Origin of the sequence: Pseudomonas sp. MOIL14HWK12:I2 (genome assembly GCF_000510745.1) — a bacterium.
GTDB lineage: Bacteria > Pseudomonadota > Gammaproteobacteria > Pseudomonadales > Pseudomonadaceae > Chryseomonas > Chryseomonas oryzihabitans.
Genome location: NZ_AZOA01000003.1, coordinates 199,855 through 215,328 on the forward strand (window position 1 = coordinate 199,855; position 15,474 = coordinate 215,328).

The following is a 15,474-nucleotide window of genomic DNA, read 5'->3' on the forward strand; positions in this document are numbered from 1 at the left end:
GCGAATCAAACGGAGAAAGCATCTTGCAGCAGTTTTTCCTGCTGCTCGGCGTGCATGGAGGCATAGCCGCAGGCCGGCGCGGCGGACGCATCGCGACCGGCGTATTCCAGACCCAGGCCCTGCTTGTAACCGGACACGGCGCGGCGCATGTGATGCTGGCTGCAGTACCAGGCGCCCTGGTTCATCGGCTCTTCCTGGCACCAGACCACGCGCTCGAGGTTCGGATAGCCGGCCAGTACCTCGGCCAGATCGTCCTCCGGGAACGGATAGAGCTGCTCCAGACGCACGATGGCGATGTCCTGGCGATTCTCGCTGCGGCGCTTTTCCAGCAGGTCGTAGTAGACCTTGCCGCTGCACAGCACCAGGCGCTTCACCTGCTGGGCATCGAGCTGATCCAGCTCGTTGATCACGGTCTGGAAGGAGCCATGGGCCAGGTCTTCCAGGGTCGAGATGGCCAGCTTGTGGCGCAGCAGCGACTTGGGCGTGAGCACTACCAGCGGCTTGCGCAGCGGGCGGATCACCTGGCGACGCAGCAGGTGGTAGATCTGTGCCGGCGTGGTGGGGACGCAGACCTGGATGTTCTGCTCGGCGCACAGTTGCAGGTAACGCTCCAGACGGGCCGAGGAGTGCTCCGGACCCTGGCCCTCGTAGCCATGGGGCAGCAGCATGGTCAGGCCGCAGAGACGACCCCACTTGATCTCGCCGCTGGTGATGAACTGGTCGATGACGACCTGGGCACCGTTGGCGAAGTCACCGAACTGGGCTTCCCAGACCACCAGCGCATTGGGCGTGGTGGTGGCATAGCCGTATTCGAAGCCCAGCACCGCTTCCTCAGAAAGGAAGGAATCGTAGATCTCGAACGACGGCTGATCCTCGGCCAGGTGCTGCAGGGGCACGTAGGGGACGGCGTCCTTCTGGTTGTGCAGCACCGCGTGACGGTGCGAGAAGGTGCCACGACCGACGTCCTGACCGGTGATGCGGATCGGATGGCCTTCGTGCAGCAGGGTGGCATAGGCCATGGTCTCGGCGAAGCCCCAGTTCAGCGGCAGGCCGCCGGCGGTCATCTTCTGCCGATCCTCGAGGATCTTGCCGACCTGACGCTGGACCACGACCCCTTCCGGAATCTGCAGCAGCTTGTTGGCCAGGTCCTGCAGGGTCTTGAGATCGAAGCCGGTGTCGTGACGCGCGGTCCAGGCATGGCCCAGGTAGGGCTTCCAGTCGACGAACAGGTCGCGATTGGGTTCCTTGACCAGACTGGCCACCACGTGACGCCCCTCGTCGAGGGCTCCACGATAGGCTTCGAACTGCGCCTGGACCTGCTCGGCGGTAACGACGCCGGCCTGGGTCAGGGCATCCGCATAGAGATCGCGGGTGGTGCGCTGCTTGGCGATCTGCTGGTACATCAGCGGCTGGGTACCACTCGGCTCGTCGGCCTCGTTGTGGCCGCGACGGCGGTAGCAGACCAGGTCGATGACGATGTCACGCTTGAACTGCATGCGGTAGTCGACCGCCAGCTGGGTGACGAATAGCACCGCCTCGGGATCGTCGCCGTTCACGTGGAAGATCGGCGCCTGGATCATCTTGGCGACGTCGGTGGCGTACTCGGTGGAGCGCGCATCTTCCTGGCGGTTGGTGGTGAAGCCCACCTGGTTGTTGATGACGATGTGCAGGGTACCGCCGGTCTTGTAGGCCCGGGTCTGCGACATCTGGAAGGTTTCCATGACCACGCCCTGGCCGGCGAAGGCGGCGTCGCCGTGGATAGCCACGGGTACGACCTTGTCGCCGGTGCGATCGCCGCGGCGATCCTGGCGGGCACGCACCGAACCTTCCACCACCGGAGAGACGATCTCCAGGTGCGAGGGGTTGAACGCCAGCGCCAGGTGGACTTCGCCGCCCTGGGTCATGACGTTGGAGGAAAAGCCCTGGTGGTACTTGACGTCACCGGAGCCCAGCTCGACGAGCTTCTTGCCTTCGAACTCGTCGAACAGATCGCGCGGGTTCTTGCCCAGGGTGTTGACCAGCACGTTCAGGCGGCCACGGTGGGCCATGCCGATCACCAGCTCCTTGACGCCATAGGAACCGGAACGCTGGATGATCTCGTCGATCAGCGGAATCAGGCTCTCGCCCCCTTCCAGACCAAAACGCTTGGTGCCCGGGTACTTGGTGCCCAGGTACTTTTCCAGGCCCTCGGCGGCGGTCAGGCGCTCCAGCAGATGGGTGCGAACTTCCGGCGAATATTGCGGGCGGCCACGGACGCTTTCCAGGCGCTGCAGGAACCAGCGGCGCTCCTCGGAATCGACGATGTGCATGAACTCTGCACCGACCGTGCGGCAATATGTCTCTTGCAGCGCATCCCTGATTTCGCGGAGAGTTGCCTCCTCTTTGCCGATGAACAATTCACCGGTACGGAAGGTGGTATCCAGATCGGCGTCGGTCAACCCATAGTGGTTGAGCAGCAGATCGGCAGGCGGCTGACGCTTCCACAGACCCAGGGGGTCGAGCTGGGCAGCCTGATGGCCCTGCAGACGGAACGCCTGGATAAGACGCAGGACTTCAACCTGCTTCTTCTCGTGTTCGGAACTGACGGTACCGGCCGAGACCGGTTGAGCTCGCCGCTGGTTCTTGCCCAACAGCACGAAATGGTCGCGGATCGCGGAATGCGCGACGTCCGGCGAATTGCCAGTGACCGCAGGCAGTTTCTGGAAGTAGGTGCGCCACTCTTCCGGCACAGCGTTGGCATCGTGCAGAAACAGCTCATAGAGCTCTTCCACATAGGCAGCATTACTGCCGGACAGGTGAGCGCTGTCCCACAGTTGCTGCATCTGACTTTCGTGCATCTAGTTCACCCCTTCGGCAGAGATAGCATCAGCCGATGACCCGTCTCGACGCGAGACCTGGCCTCACTACGGCTGCGCCAATGCCCGGATCGTGTTCCGGGTATCCCTGAATGGACATTGGTTGAATCAAGCTATCAAGGTCGCTAACGAACCCGCCCGGCACAACAGGCCGGGCGGGACGTGGATCAGGTACCGCTCTGCAGCAGCATCGCCCGCACATGGCCGATGGCCTTGGTCGGGTTCAGCCCCTTGGGACAGACCGCCACGCAGTTCATGATCGACCGGCAGCGGAACACGCTGAAAGGATCGTCCATGGCGGCGAGGCGCTCCTGGGTCTTGGTGTCACGGCTGTCGGCCAGGAAGCGATAGGCCTGCAGCAGCGCAGCGGGGCCGAGGAACTTGTCGGGGTTCCACCAGAAGGACGGGCAGGACGTCGAGCAGCAGGCGCAGAGAATGCACTCGTACAGACCGTCGATCTTCTCGCGGTCTTCCGGGCTCTGCAGGCGCTCGATGGCCGGGGCCGGGGTCTCGTTCTGCAGGAACGGCTTCACCTTCTCGTACTGCTTGTAGAAGATGCTCATGTCGACGACCAGGTCACGGATGACCGGCAGGCCGGGCAGCGGACGCACGACCAGCTTGTCGTTCTTGACCACGGCCGACAGCGGCGTGATGCACGCCAGGCCGTTCTTGCCGTTGATGTTCATGCCGTCGGAACCGCACACGCCTTCGCGGCAGGAACGACGGTAGGAGAAGCCTTCATCCTGCTCTTTGATCAGAGCCAGGACGTCCAGCACCATGAGGTCCTTCCCACCGGTATCGACCTGGAACTCCTGCATGGACGGCAGGCCGTCCTGATCCGGGTTGTAACGATAAACGCTGACTTTCAACATGGTGGTCACCTTTAGTAAGTCCGAACCTTGGGTTCGAACATCGGTACGGTCTTGGGCGCGAAGTTGACTCCACGCTTACTGACCCGCTTTTCACCGGGGAAATAGAGGGTGTGGCACAGCCAGTTCTCGTCGTCACGCTCTTCGAAGTCTTCACGGGCGTGAGCACCACGAGACTCCTTGCGGTTTTCGGCGGCGATGGCGGTCGCTTCGGCCACTTCCAGCAGGTTCTGCAACTCGAGCGCCTCGATACGGGCGGTGTTGAAGCCCTGGCTCTTGTCGTTGATCTTGACCTTGGCGATGCGCTCACGCAGGTCGGCGAGCTCGGCGATGCCCTTCTGCATGTACTCGCCGGTGCGGAACACCCCGAAGTAGTTCTGCATGCAGGTCTGCAGTTGCTTGCGCAGGCTGGCGACGTCTTCACCGGTGGTGCGCTCGTTGACGCCGGACAGGCGCTGCAGCGAGGCTTCCAGGTCGCTTTCCGAAGCACCGCGGTGCTCGATGCCTTCCTTGAGCGCCTTCTCCAAGTGCAGACCAGCCGCACGCCCGAAGACCACCAGGTCCAGCAGCGAGTTGCCACCCAGACGGTTGGCACCATGCACGGACACGCAGGCCACTTCGCCCACGGCGAACAGGCCTTCGATGATCTTGTCGTTGCCGTTGGCGTCCTGAGTGATGGCCTGGCCATGAATGTTGGTGGCGATGCCGCCCATCATATAGTGGCAGGTGGGGATCACGGGCACCGGTGCGACGACCGGATCGACGTGGGCGAAGGTCTTGGACAGTTCGCAGATGCCGGGCAGACGGCTGTGCAGCACGTCTTCACCCAGGTGGTCCAGCTTCAGCAGCACGTGGTCGCCGTCCGGACCGCAACCGTTGCCGGCCAGCACTTCCTTGACCATGGAACGGGCGACCACGTCACGGCCGGCCAGGTCCTTGGCGTTGGGCGCATAGCGCTCCATGAAGCGTTCGCCGTGCTTGTTGATCAGATAGCCACCCTCACCACGGCAACCCTCGGTGACCAATACCCCGGCGCCGGCGATGCCGGTGGGGTGGAACTGCCACATCTCGATGTCCTGCACCGGCACGCCGGCGCGCAGCGCCATGCCGACACCGTCACCGGTGTTGATCAGGGCGTTGGTGGTGGAGGCATAGATACGACCCGCACCGCCGGTGGCCAGCACGGTGGCCTTGGACTTGACGTAGACGGTCTCACCGGTCTCGATGCAGATGGCGATGACGCCGACCACGACGCCGTCCTGGTTCTTCACCAGATCCACGGCGTACCACTCGTTGAGGAATACCGTGTTGTTCTTCAGGTTGCCCTGATAAAGGGTGTGCAGCAGGGCGTGACCGGTCCGGTCGGCCGCGGCGCAGGTACGCGCGGCCTGACCGCCCTTGCCGTAGTCCTTGGACTGACCGCCGAAGGGACGCTGATAGATGCGGCCCTGCTCGGTGCGGGAGAACGGCAGACCCATGTGCTCGAGCTCGAAGACCGCTTCCGGGCCTACGGAGCACATGTATTCGATGGCGTCCTGGTCACCGATGTAGTCCGACCCCTTGACGGTGTCGTACATGTGCCAGCGCCAGTCGTCGTTCGGGTCGGCCGAGGCGATGGCGCAGGTGATGCCGCCCTGGGCGGACACGGTGTGGGAACGGGTCGGGAAGACCTTGGTGATCACTGCGGTCTTGTGACCGGACTGGGCCAGTTGCAGCGCAGCGCGCATACCGGCGCCGCCGCCACCTACGATGATGGCATCAAACGAAATATGACGAATTGTGGACATAGATCAAACACCCCAGAAGATCTGCACGCCCCAGACGAAGAACGCGAACATCGCGAACCCGCATACCGCCTGGAAGAGGAAACGCACGGCGGTAGCACCCTTGCCGATCGCCATGGTGGTCAGGTAGTCGGTGGAGATGGTCCACATACCAACCCAGGCATGAACGCAGATGGACACCAGCGCCAGCAGGCTGAAGATGCGCATCAGGGTGTGGGAGAACAGGCCGTGCCATTGCTCGAAGGTGAGCCCTGGGTGAAGGATCAGGTAGCCGATGATAAAGAGGAAGTAGACCGCGAGGACGACTGCCGAGACCCGTTGAGCCATCCAGTCATAGAGACCGGAACGCGAAAGATTGGTGACGTTGGTTACCATACCCAAACCCCTGCCAGAATGATCAGAACTGCGGAAATGACCAGCACGAGCTGCGCACCCAGCTTGCCGCCCTGCAGGGTTTCGCCGGCGCCACCATCCATGATCAGGTGCCGAATGCCGGCGACCAGGTGGTAGAGCAATGCAGACAGCAGACCCCAGATCACGAGCTTGACCAGCGGATAGGCCAGAAAAGCTTTCACTTGGCCGAAGCCTTCCGGGCTACCCAGCGACAGGTGCAGGCCATAGAGCATGACTGCGATGCCGAGGAACAGGATGACGCCGGAGATACGGTGAAGAATCGAGGTATAAGCTGTGATAGGTAGTTTGATGGTCCTGAGATCTAGGTTTACAGGTCGTTTGCTATTCACGGCTTCTTTCACACTGAGGGCCCAATTGCGGTCGGGCTAGTTATAGGAGATTCCACATCTGCTACACGCTTCCTGTCGGAGGCGTCTCGACCGCTCGGCATCAGCTCGCCGACCCGGTACGGTCGGGCGAGAATTATAGACAGTTAGCCTACTCATGACAAACGCGGATGCCCGATTCCGACGTCGCCAGCTGATATTCAGAAGCCTGCGTGTTAATGTCTTTTCGCCGCACAATCCGCCCAGAAAGAGCCTTTAGGGTGATATTTTCGTAAATTGACTTTCAAATTTATCCCTCTATAGTGGGCGAGGCCCTGAGTGGAGGGTTTATTGATGATTTCAAAGCAAAATAAGGAGGCCTAATGGCTGACAAGAAAGCGCAGTTGATCATCTCGGGAGCGGATCCGGTTGACCTGCCCGTTATGTCCGGCACCCTTGGCCCGGACGTGATCGATGTTCGCAACCTCACCTCCACTGGTGTGTTCACCTTCGACCCGGGCTTCATGTCCACCGCCTCGTGCGAGTCCAAGATCACCTATATCGATGGTGACAAGGGCATCCTGCTGCACCGCGGCTACCCGATCGAGCAATTGGCGGAGAAATCCGACTACCTCGAGACCTGTTACCTGCTGCTCAAGGGTGAATTGCCGAACGCGCAAGAGAAGGCGCAGTTCGTGGACACCATCAAGAACCACACCATGGTTCACGAGCAGTTGAAGAACTTCTTCAACGGCTTCCGTCGCGATGCGCACCCCATGGCCATCATGTGCGGCGTGGTCGGCGCCCTGTCGGCCTTCTACCACGACTCCCTGGACATCACCGATCCGCAGCACCGCGAGATTTCGGCGATGCGCCTGATCGCCAAGATGCCGACCCTGGCAGCCATGGTGCACAAGTACTCCATGGGTCAGCCGATGATGTATCCCCGCAATAACCTGGGATACTCGGAAAACTTCCTGCACATGATGTTCAATACCCCGTGCGAGGAGAAACCCATCAGTCCGGTGCTGGCCCGCGCCATGGATCGCATCTTCATCCTGCATGCCGACCATGAGCAGAACGCCTCCACCTCCACCGTCCGCCTGGCCGGCTCTTCCGGTGCCAACCCCTTCGCCTGTATCGCCGCCGGCATCGCCGCCCTCTGGGGTCCGGCGCACGGGGGTGCCAACGAAGCCGTACTGAAGATGCTTGACGAGATCGGCGATGTCGCCAACATCGACAAGTTCGTGGCCAAGGCCAAGGACAAGAACGATCCGTTCAAGCTGATGGGCTTCGGCCATCGCGTCTACAAGAACTTCGATCCGCGCGCCACGGTGATGAAGCAGACCTGCGACGAAGTCCTGGCCGAGCTGGGCATCAACGATCCGCAGCTGGAACTGGCCATGCGCCTGGAAGAGCTGGCCCGCAAGGACCCCTACTTCGTCGAGCGCAACCTTTATCCGAACGTGGACTTCTATTCCGGCATCATCCTCAAGGCGATCGGCATTCCAACCAGCATGTTCACCGTGATCTTCGCCATGGCGCGGACCGTCGGCTGGATCTCGCACTGGCAGGAAATGCTGTCCGGTCCCTACAAGATCGGCCGGCCGCGTCAGCTGTACACCGGCGTCGCCCAGCGCGACATCCCGGACGATCGCGGCTGATCGATCCGCCAGGAAGAACCCCGCCTCGGCGGGGTTTTTTTATGCCTGCAGCACCCGGTTGGAGTCGGGCACAAGAAATGCCAAGCATGAAAAAGCCCGCACTAGGCGGGCTTTTTTGGAGTCTGGATCAGGCGGATTACTTGGCCTGAGCTTCGACTTCGGCTTCTACGCGACGGTTGACGGCGCGACCGGCTTCGGTGGCGTTGTCAGCAACCGGGCGGGACTCACCGTAACCAACAGCGTTCACGCGGCTGCCCTGCACGCCGTACTGGTTGACCAGGACGTTACGCACGGCATTGGCACGACGCTCGGACAGCTTCTGGTTGTAGGCGTCGGTGCCGACGGAGTCGGTGTGGCCTTCAACGGTGGTCGAGGTCTGCGGGTACTGCTGCATGAAGTCAGCCAGGTTCTTGATGTCGGCGTAGCTGTTGGGCTTGACCACGGCCTTGTCGAAATCGAACTTCACGTCCAGCTCGACGCGAACGGTTTCGGCGGCAGCCGGGCAGCCGGTAGCGTCAACGGTGACGTTGGCCGGGGTGTTCGGGCACTTGTCGACGTTGTCGCAAACGCCGTCGTTGTCGGAATCGGTGCAGACGTCAGCAACGGGGGCCGGAGCCGGAGCCGGAGCGACTTCTTTCTTGGTGGAACCACCGAAGTTCAGACCAACACCTACAGCAGCGCTCCACTCGGTGTCGCCGTAGTCGATGTTGTAGTTGGCTTGTACGCCGGTACGGGCATACAGGTTCTCGGTGAAGTAGTACTTCAGGCCGGCACCCAGGTTGGCGTAGGTGGAGTGATCACGACCACCTTCGTTGATGTCGCGGTTGCTGATGGACTGGTGAGCGAAGCCACCGGATACGTACGGACGCAGGCCGACGCCGGGCTGACCGAAGTGGTAGTAGGCGTCCAGAGCGGCCAGGCTGCCCTTGATGTTCTTGTGGCCCAGGTCGTGGTCGCCACGAGCGTTGTGGTACTCGCCGTAGGACAACGCCAGCTCAACGTCGTCGGTCAGGAAGTAGCCAACGGAACCGCCGTACAGGTCAGCGTTGGTCATGTTGCGCTGGCTGTCGGTGAACAGACGGCTGCCGAACAGCTCGGTCTCGACGGCGCCTTGACCTTGTGCCAGGGCGCTCAGCGAGGCGCTTGCCAGCAGGGAGCCGATCACGACGCCCAAGGTGCTCTTCAGTTTCATCCTTTGTATCCCCATTTTAGTGGTACTAATTCCGGCAATCTCCGGAGGCTTCGACAACAAGTTTTCGTGAAGTTCAAAAACTTACGGCTGACACATCCGGTCAGCCCTCAACTTCAGCTGCGAACTTGTCACGCAGTTTGTCGAGTGCCCGCTTGTACCGCATCTTGGTGGCGCTGAGGCCCATGTGCATGATGTCGGCGATCTCCTGGAACTCCAGCTCTGCGACGAAGCGCAGCACCAGGATCTCCCGATCGACCTGACCCACATGGACCAGCCAGCGATCCATCCCTCCCTTTTCTTCCAGCTTCGGCGCCCTTTCCTCGGAGGCTTCCTCCATCGGATCCAGACTTAATGCCTCCACCAGCCGCCGCTTGCGGCGTTCCTTGCGGTACTGAGTGATGCACTCGTTGTAGGTGATGCTGTACAGCCAGGTCTTGAATTTCGATTTCCCCTCGAAATTCTTCAAACCGTAAAGCACCTTCAGCATGATCTCCTGGCAGACATCGTCTGCGTCCCGGTCGTTCCCCAGGTAGCGGGCACAGACGTTGAACAGGGTGCGCTGGTAACGGCGCATCAGTTCTTCGTAGGCTCGCGTCACGTGGAAGAGTTCACCATGCGCGCGCTGGACCAGCTCTTCGTCACTGAGCGTGGTCGGGTCGTAGGCATGAGGGGCAGGCTTGTTCAAGACGGAGTTGGCTACCAAAAAGTGGCGGGCATGATAGCCATCTCCGCGTCGCCTGTCAGCGGCTGCGCACCTGGGCCTCCAGCAATAGACGGTTCGGAACCGAAACGATATCGCCCTCTTCGGTCATGATGAGAGTCTTGGCGGTGCCGATCTCCTCAATCTCGCCTTCGACGTCCGCCAGGGTCACCCACTGGCCGACTTCATAGAGCTCGCGCACATAGATGCCGGCCAGGATCTGCGACACCAGCCCACGGCTGCCGAGCCCCAGGGCCAGGGCCGCCGCCAGGGCGAAGGCGGTGAGCACGATGGCGATGACCAGGTTCAGCAGTTCGGTCTTGATCTCCAGCTGACCGACCGCGACCGAGATCGAAATGATGATGACCAGTCCCTGGGCCAAGCGCCCCAGGCCGGCCGCGTAATCCAGGCCGACGCCTTCGGCGGCGCCATGCACCAGACCGCTGACCAGTTGCGCCAGCAGCACGCCAACGATGAGCACCAGGGCGGCACCAAAGATCTTGGGCACATAAAGCGCCATGACGTCCAGGGTCGAGGACACGCGCTGCAGCCCCAGGGACTCGGCGGCCGAGACCAAGAACACCAGCAGGACGAACCAATAGACGATCCGGCCGATCAGGGTGGTGACCGGCATGCGGATACCGATCTTGGCCAGTTGCTTGGTCACCCCGGCTCCGGCGAGGACGCGATCCAGGCCGAGCTTGGCGAGTACCTTCGACAGCACGGTGTCGAGAATCTTGGCGACGGCGAAGCCGGCGAGGATCACCACAAGGGCGCCGAAGACGTTGGGAATGAAGCCGGCCACCTTGCTCCACAGGGTGGTCATGGCGGACAGCAGACTCTGGGTCCAGATATCGAATTCCATCTACTTCAGGATCTCCGGGAGAGATTCGCGACGCGCGGTACGGCGCGTGCGCGGCTTCAGGTGAGGGGCACCGTTGCCCAGTGCCAGCAGCAGCGCCGAGGCCCAGTGCCGCCCGATCAGATCGAACAGTGCGCCCGCGCCAACCTGACGGTTGGCGGTCTTGAGCACGCGATGCAAGCGGGCCTGGTCGTCGCCCTCCTCGTCCTGAGCATTGGCCGGGGTATTGAGGAGCGCCTTGAGGGACGCTTCGAAGGGATCGTGCATAAGCACCTCGCTGGTCGTTTCCTCTTGACGCAGCGAGGTGGGGACGGGTCACAGCCAGCGCAGTCGACGGAACAGCCAGACCTGGAAGACCGCCACCGCGCCGATCACCAGGCAGGCGGCCACGAAGCCGAAGGCGGATGACGAACCCGGCATGCCGCCCATGTTCATCCCGAGCAGACCGGTGATGAAGCTGATGGGCAGGAAGAAGCCGGTGATGATGGCCAACAGATAGAGGGTGCGATTGGTCTTGTCGGTGGTCGCCCGCTGCTCGGCGTCCTGCAGCAGCGCGACCCGCTCGCGCATCACCTCGAGTTCTTCCAGGTTGCGCACCAGGCTGTTGTGCAATTCGCTCCAGTAGCCCTGGCTGGCCGCCTCGACGAACCAGGCGGGCTTGCCGCGGGCGAGATCGCCATAGATGTCACGCTGCGGAGCCAGGTACCGGCGCAGCCCGGTCGCGCGGCGCCGGAGGGTCAGCACCTGGGCGTGATCGGGCAGGCCGCCCTCGTCCTGGTCGACCTGTTCCTCGAGGCCGTCGAGCTGATCGGAGAGACCACGTACCAGGTCGTCGACCCGACTGGTCATGTAGCTGGCGAGGTAGAGCACCAGGTCTTCGGCACTCTGGGCACCGATGCCCGCCTCCAGGTCTTCCTGGACCTCGGCAGCGGCCTTCATGGGTCGCATGCGCAGGGAGATCACCCGGCGTTTGTCGACGAAGACCCGCAGCGACACCATGTCCTCGGGCACGGCGCCGGGATTCAGATTCACCCCGCGCAGGAACAGCAGCAGGCTGTCGTCGGGCTGATTGACTAGGCGCGGGCGGGTCGCCTCTTCCAGCAGCAGGTCACAGGCGAATTCGCTCAGGCCGCTGGATTGGCGGAGCCAGGCCTGAGCTTCGGGGACGCTACGGTCCCAGTGCAGCCAGAGCACCTCGCTCGGGCTCGGCTCCACCTCCGCCAGCTCGCGACGACTCAGGCGTCGTCCGCCACCGCGACCATCGAGGAGATAGCCATAGATGAGGCCTTGTTCCACATCGCTGTCGTACTGCTGCATCTGGGGTCTCTTGCAGGGATCGCGACCACGGTGGCCAGGCGATCCGGCGAAGGTGGCCCGAGACAGGGCGCAGGCGCTACCTTCGTGGGGAATGAGAGGGATTAATCCTGGAAAGGATCACCCCGCCGCTGGCCGGCGGGGCGATCCCTGGCCTCAGGCGTTGCCTTCGGCCAGGAAGAACCAGGTGTCGAGCACGGAGTCGGGGTTGAGCGAGACGCTCTCGATGCCCTGTTCCATCAGCCACTTGGCCAGATCCGGATGATCCGAAGGACCCTGGCCGCAGATGCCGATGTACTTGCCGGCCCGGTTGCAGGCGGCGATGGCATTGGCCAGCAGCTTCTTGACCGCCGGATTACGCTCGTCGAACAGGTGGGCGATGATGCCGGAGTCGCGATCCAGGCCCAGGGTGAGCTGGGTCAGGTCGTTGGAGCCGATGGAGAAGCCGTCAAAGTGCTCGAGGAATTCGTCCGCCAGCAGGGCGTTGGAGGGCAGTTCGCACATCATGATCACGCGCAGGTCGTTCTCGCCGCGCTTGAGACCGTTCTCGCCAAGCAGCTCGACCACCCGCGCCGCCTCGTCCAGGGTGCGCACGAAGGGCACCATGAGCTCGACGTTGGTCAGGCCCATCTCCTCGCGCACCTTTTTCATGGCGCGGCATTCCAGCTCGAAGCAGTCGCGGAAGTTCTCGCTGATGTAGCGGGAAGCGCCGCGGAAGCCCAGCATGGGGTTCTCTTCCTCGGGTTCGTAAAGCTTGCCGCCGATGAGGTTGGCGTATTCGTTGGACTTGAAGTCCGACAGGCGCACGATGACCTTTTTCGGCCAGAAGGCGGCGGCCAGGGTGGAGACCCCCTCCACCAGCTTCTCGACATAGAAGCCGACCGGATCCGAGTAGCCGGCGATGCGCTTGTCGACGCTCTCCTTAACCTCGAAGGGCAGGCTGTCGTAGTTGAGCAGCGCCTTGGGGTGCACGCCGATCATGCGGTTGATGATGAATTCCAGGCGCGCCAGACCCACGCCGGCGTTGGGCAGCTGGGCGAAGTCGAAGGCACGGTCGGGGTTGCCGACGTTCATCATGATCTTGAACGGCAGCTCGGGCATGGCATCCACCGAGCTCTGGCGGATGTCGAAGTCCAGCTCGCCTTCGTAGATCAGGCCGGTGTCGCCCTCGGCGCAGGAGACGGTGACGGTCTGGCCATCCTTGAGCAGGCTGGTGGCGTTGCCGCAGCCGACCACCGCCGGAATGCCCAGCTCGCGGGCGATGATGGCGGCGTGGCAGGTACGACCGCCGCGGTTGGTGACGATGGCGCTGGCGCGCTTCATCACCGGCTCCCAGTCGGGATCGGTCATGTCGGAGACCAGTACGTCACCGGGCTGGACGCGATCCATCTCGCTGACGTCGCGGATGATCTTGACCTTGCCGGCGCCGATGCGCTGGCCGATGGCGCGGCCTTCCACCAGCACCTGGCCCTTGTCCTTGAGCAGGTAGCGCTCCATGACGGTGGCGCTGGCGCGGCTCTTCACGGTCTCGGGACGGGCCTGGACGATGTAGAGCTTGCCGTCGTCACCGTCCTTGGCCCACTCAATGTCCATCGGGCGACCATAGTGGCGCTCGATGATCAGCGCCTGCTTGGCCAGTTCGGTGACCTCGGCGTCGGTGATGGAGAAACGCGCGCGATCCGCCGGCTCGACATCGACGGTGCGCACGGAGCGACCGGCCTTGGCTTCTTCGCCATAGACCATCTTGATGGCCTTGCTGCCCAGATTGCGCCTGAGGATGGCCGGGCGACCGGCTTCCAGGGTGGGCTTGTGAACATAGAATTCGTCCGGGTTGACCGCGCCCTGCACCACGGTCTCGCCGAGACCGTAGGCGGCGGTGACGAAGACCGCGTCGCGGAAGCCGGATTCGGTGTCCAGGGTAAAGAGCACGCCGGCGGCGCCGGTTTCGGAACGCACCATGCGCTGCACGCCGGCGGACAGGGCGACCAGCTTGTGATCGAAGCCCTGGTGGACGCGGTAGGCGATGGCGCGGTCATTGAAGAGGGAGGCGAAGACTTCCTTGGCCGCGCGAATGACGTTGTCGACGCCGCGGATGTTGAGGAAGGTTTCCTGCTGGCCGGCAAAGGAGGCATCGGGCAGGTCTTCGGCGGTCGCCGAGGAGCGTACGGCCACGGCGAGATTGGGGTTGCCCGCCGAGATCTCGGCGAAGGCCCGGCGAATCTCGGCGTCCAGGCGCTCGGGGAAAGGCGCGTCCATGACCCACTGGCGGATCTGGGCGCCGGTCTTGGCCAGGGCGACGACGTCGTCGACATCCAGCGCGTCGAGGGCCGCGTGAATGCGATCGTTCAGGCCGCTCTGCTCGAGGAAGTCGCGATAGGCCTGGGCCGTGGTGGCGAACCCGCCGGGTACGGAGACGCCCGCGCCGGCCAGGTTGGCGATCATCTCGCCGAGGGATGCGTTCTTGCCGCCCACGCGCTCGACGTCGTGCACGCCAAGCTGTTCCAGTGAAATTACATACTCGTCCAAGGTCTTCTCTCCATCTTGTGTCTTTGTGGGAAAGCAGTACGCCTCGGCGCTCGCCCCATGGACAGTGGACGGCGGTAGGTTACAGTGCAGCGATCCCTGCCCCGTACGCCACCAGGACGTCCCTCCATGCAACGAACCGCCTTTTTCATTTCCGACGGTACCGGCATCACGGCCGAAACCCTCGGTCAGAGCCTCCTGGCCCAGTTCGGGGACATCACCTTCAGAAAGGTCACGCGCCCCTACGTGGATACGCTGGACAAGGCCAGGGCGATGGTACAGCAGATCAATGCCGCCGCCGTCCAGGACGGTGCGCGACCCATCATCTTCGATACCATCGTCAACCGTGACATCCGGGCCATTCTGGACCAGTCGAACGGGTTCATGATCGACATCTTCTCCACGTTTTTATCCCCGCTCGAAAGGGAACTTTCCGCCGAATCTTCGTATTCGGTAGGGAAGTCACATTCGATCATGCACAATAGTCACTACATGGAGCGGATCGAGGCCGTCAATTTCGCACTCGAAAACGACGACGGCGCCCGCACGACCCACTATGCGCAGGCCGATCTGATCCTGGTCGGGGTCTCGCGCTGCGGCAAGACGCCGACCTGCCTCTATATGGCGCTGCAATACGGCATCCGCGCGGCGAACTATCCGCTGACCGAAGAGGACATGGAGCGCCTGCAGCTGCCCGCCTCGCTGAAGACCTATAAGGACAAGCTGTTCGGCCTGACCATCGATGCCGAGCGCCTGGCGGCGATCCGTCACGAGCGTCGGCCCAACAGTCGCTATGCGAGCTTTGCCCAGTGCGAATTCGAACTGCGCGAGGTGGAGAGTCTGTTCCGTCGCGAGAACATCTCCTTCATCAACACCACGCATTTTTCCGTGGAGGAAATCTCGGCGAAGATTCTGGTGGAGAAAGGCGTGGAAAGACGGTTTAAATAGTCGGCCTCCCCTCCTCTTCGGCGCCCGTGCGGCGCACCAGGCGA

The 15,474-nt window shown here is 62.6% G+C and carries 13 protein-coding genes; 2 read left to right on the plus strand and 11 right to left on the minus strand.

Translation table 11 applies throughout. From position 1 onward, the window contains the following. Window positions 1–5 precede the first annotated feature (5 nt). The 5 genes from PSK12I2_RS0100995 to sdhC all read right to left on the minus strand — a co-directional run bounded on the left by PSK12I2_RS0100995 (window position 6) and on the right by sdhC (window position 6,263). Complete coding sequence (locus PSK12I2_RS0100995; protein WP_027596953.1) at window positions 6–2,837, minus strand: 2-oxoglutarate dehydrogenase E1 component; 2,832 nt, start codon at window positions 2,835–2,837, stop codon at window positions 6–8. Window positions 2,838–3,022: 185 nt separating this feature from the next. Further along, complete coding sequence (locus PSK12I2_RS0101000; protein WP_007159253.1) at window positions 3,023–3,727, minus strand: succinate dehydrogenase iron-sulfur subunit; 705 nt, start codon at window positions 3,725–3,727, stop codon at window positions 3,023–3,025. A gap of 11 nt (window positions 3,728–3,738) precedes the next feature. After that, window positions 3,739–5,511, minus strand: a complete 1,773-nt coding sequence (gene sdhA, locus PSK12I2_RS0101005) for a succinate dehydrogenase flavoprotein subunit (protein WP_027596954.1) — start codon at window positions 5,509–5,511, stop codon at window positions 3,739–3,741. 3 nt (window positions 5,512–5,514) lie between these two features. Further along, window positions 5,515–5,883, minus strand: coding sequence for a succinate dehydrogenase, hydrophobic membrane anchor protein (gene sdhD, locus PSK12I2_RS0101010; RefSeq protein WP_027596955.1), 369 nt, complete (start codon window positions 5,881–5,883; stop codon window positions 5,515–5,517). Continuing rightward, complete coding sequence (gene sdhC, locus PSK12I2_RS23535; protein WP_026083585.1) at window positions 5,877–6,263, minus strand: succinate dehydrogenase, cytochrome b556 subunit; 387 nt, start codon at window positions 6,261–6,263, stop codon at window positions 5,877–5,879. Before sdhC ends, sdhD begins: the two co-directional genes overlap by 7 nt. A 347-nt stretch (window positions 6,264–6,610) precedes the next feature. Here sdhC and gltA point away from each other — a divergent pair, with 347 nt between their 5' ends. Further along, window positions 6,611–7,891: a citrate synthase gene (gene gltA, locus PSK12I2_RS0101020; protein WP_027596956.1), complete on the plus strand. Its 1,281-nt coding sequence runs from the start codon at window positions 6,611–6,613 to the stop codon at window positions 7,889–7,891. 136 nt (window positions 7,892–8,027) lie between these two features. Here the strand turns inward: gltA and PSK12I2_RS0101025 are convergent, their stop codons facing one another. The 6 genes from PSK12I2_RS0101025 to ppsA all read right to left on the minus strand — a co-directional run bounded on the left by PSK12I2_RS0101025 (window position 8,028) and on the right by ppsA (window position 14,485). Next, the gene (locus PSK12I2_RS0101025; protein ID WP_007159258.1) at window positions 8,028–9,083 is read right to left on the minus strand and encodes an OmpA family protein; all 1,056 of its coding nucleotides are present in this window, start codon (window positions 9,081–9,083) and stop codon (window positions 8,028–8,030) included. Window positions 9,084–9,183: 100 nt separating this feature from the next. Beyond that, entirely contained in the window at window positions 9,184–9,768 is a 585-nt protein-coding gene (gene sigX / locus PSK12I2_RS0101030; protein WP_007159259.1) for an RNA polymerase sigma factor SigX, read from the minus strand. Between the two features lie 55 nt (window positions 9,769–9,823). Continuing rightward, complete coding sequence (locus PSK12I2_RS0101035) at window positions 9,824–10,648, minus strand: mechanosensitive ion channel domain-containing protein (RefSeq protein ID WP_027596957.1); 825 nt, start codon at window positions 10,646–10,648, stop codon at window positions 9,824–9,826. Beyond that, on the minus strand, window positions 10,649–10,912 hold the full coding sequence (locus tag PSK12I2_RS0101040) for a hypothetical protein (protein ID WP_007159261.1): 264 nt from the start codon (window positions 10,910–10,912) through the stop codon (window positions 10,649–10,651). A 48-nt stretch (window positions 10,913–10,960) separates the two neighbouring features. Continuing rightward, window positions 10,961–11,962, minus strand: coding sequence for a zinc transporter ZntB (locus PSK12I2_RS0101045; protein ID WP_027596958.1), 1,002 nt, complete (start codon window positions 11,960–11,962; stop codon window positions 10,961–10,963). Between the two features lie 153 nt (window positions 11,963–12,115). Continuing rightward, complete coding sequence (ppsA, locus tag PSK12I2_RS0101050) at window positions 12,116–14,485, minus strand: phosphoenolpyruvate synthase (protein ID WP_007159263.1); 2,370 nt, start codon at window positions 14,483–14,485, stop codon at window positions 12,116–12,118. Window positions 14,486–14,611: 126 nt separating this feature from the next. Between ppsA and PSK12I2_RS0101055 the strand changes: the two genes are divergently transcribed. Next, a complete protein-coding gene (locus PSK12I2_RS0101055) occupies window positions 14,612–15,430 on the plus strand; it encodes a pyruvate, water dikinase regulatory protein (protein WP_007159264.1) in 819 nt (272 codons plus the stop codon). Window positions 15,431–15,474: the final 44 nt, after the last annotated feature.

Excerpts from the sequence above, each read along its gene's own strand:
- PSK12I2_RS0100995 (WP_027596953.1), bottom strand. The coding sequence starts at position 2,837 with ATGCACGAAAGTCAGATGCAGCAACTGTGGGACAGCGCTCACCTGTCC.
- PSK12I2_RS0101000 (WP_007159253.1), bottom strand. The coding sequence starts at position 3,727 with ATGTTGAAAGTCAGCGTTTATCGTTACAACCCGGATCAGGACGGCCTG.
- sdhA (WP_027596954.1), bottom strand. The coding sequence starts at position 5,511 with ATGTCCACAATTCGTCATATTTCGTTTGATGCCATCATCGTAGGTGGC.
- sdhD (WP_027596955.1), bottom strand. The coding sequence starts at position 5,883 with ATGGTAACCAACGTCACCAATCTTTCGCGTTCCGGTCTCTATGACTGG.
- gltA (WP_027596956.1), top strand. The coding sequence starts at position 6,611 with ATGGCTGACAAGAAAGCGCAGTTGATCATCTCGGGAGCGGATCCGGTT.
- PSK12I2_RS0101025 (WP_007159258.1), bottom strand. The coding sequence starts at position 9,083 with ATGAAACTGAAGAGCACCTTGGGCGTCGTGATCGGCTCCCTGCTGGCA.
- PSK12I2_RS0101035 (WP_027596957.1), bottom strand. The coding sequence starts at position 10,648 with ATGGAATTCGATATCTGGACCCAGAGTCTGCTGTCCGCCATGACCACC.
- PSK12I2_RS0101040 (WP_007159261.1), bottom strand. The coding sequence starts at position 10,912 with ATGCACGATCCCTTCGAAGCGTCCCTCAAGGCGCTCCTCAATACCCCG.
- PSK12I2_RS0101045 (WP_027596958.1), bottom strand. The coding sequence starts at position 11,962 with ATGCAGCAGTACGACAGCGATGTGGAACAAGGCCTCATCTATGGCTAT.
- PSK12I2_RS0101055 (WP_007159264.1), top strand. The coding sequence starts at position 14,612 with ATGCAACGAACCGCCTTTTTCATTTCCGACGGTACCGGCATCACGGCC.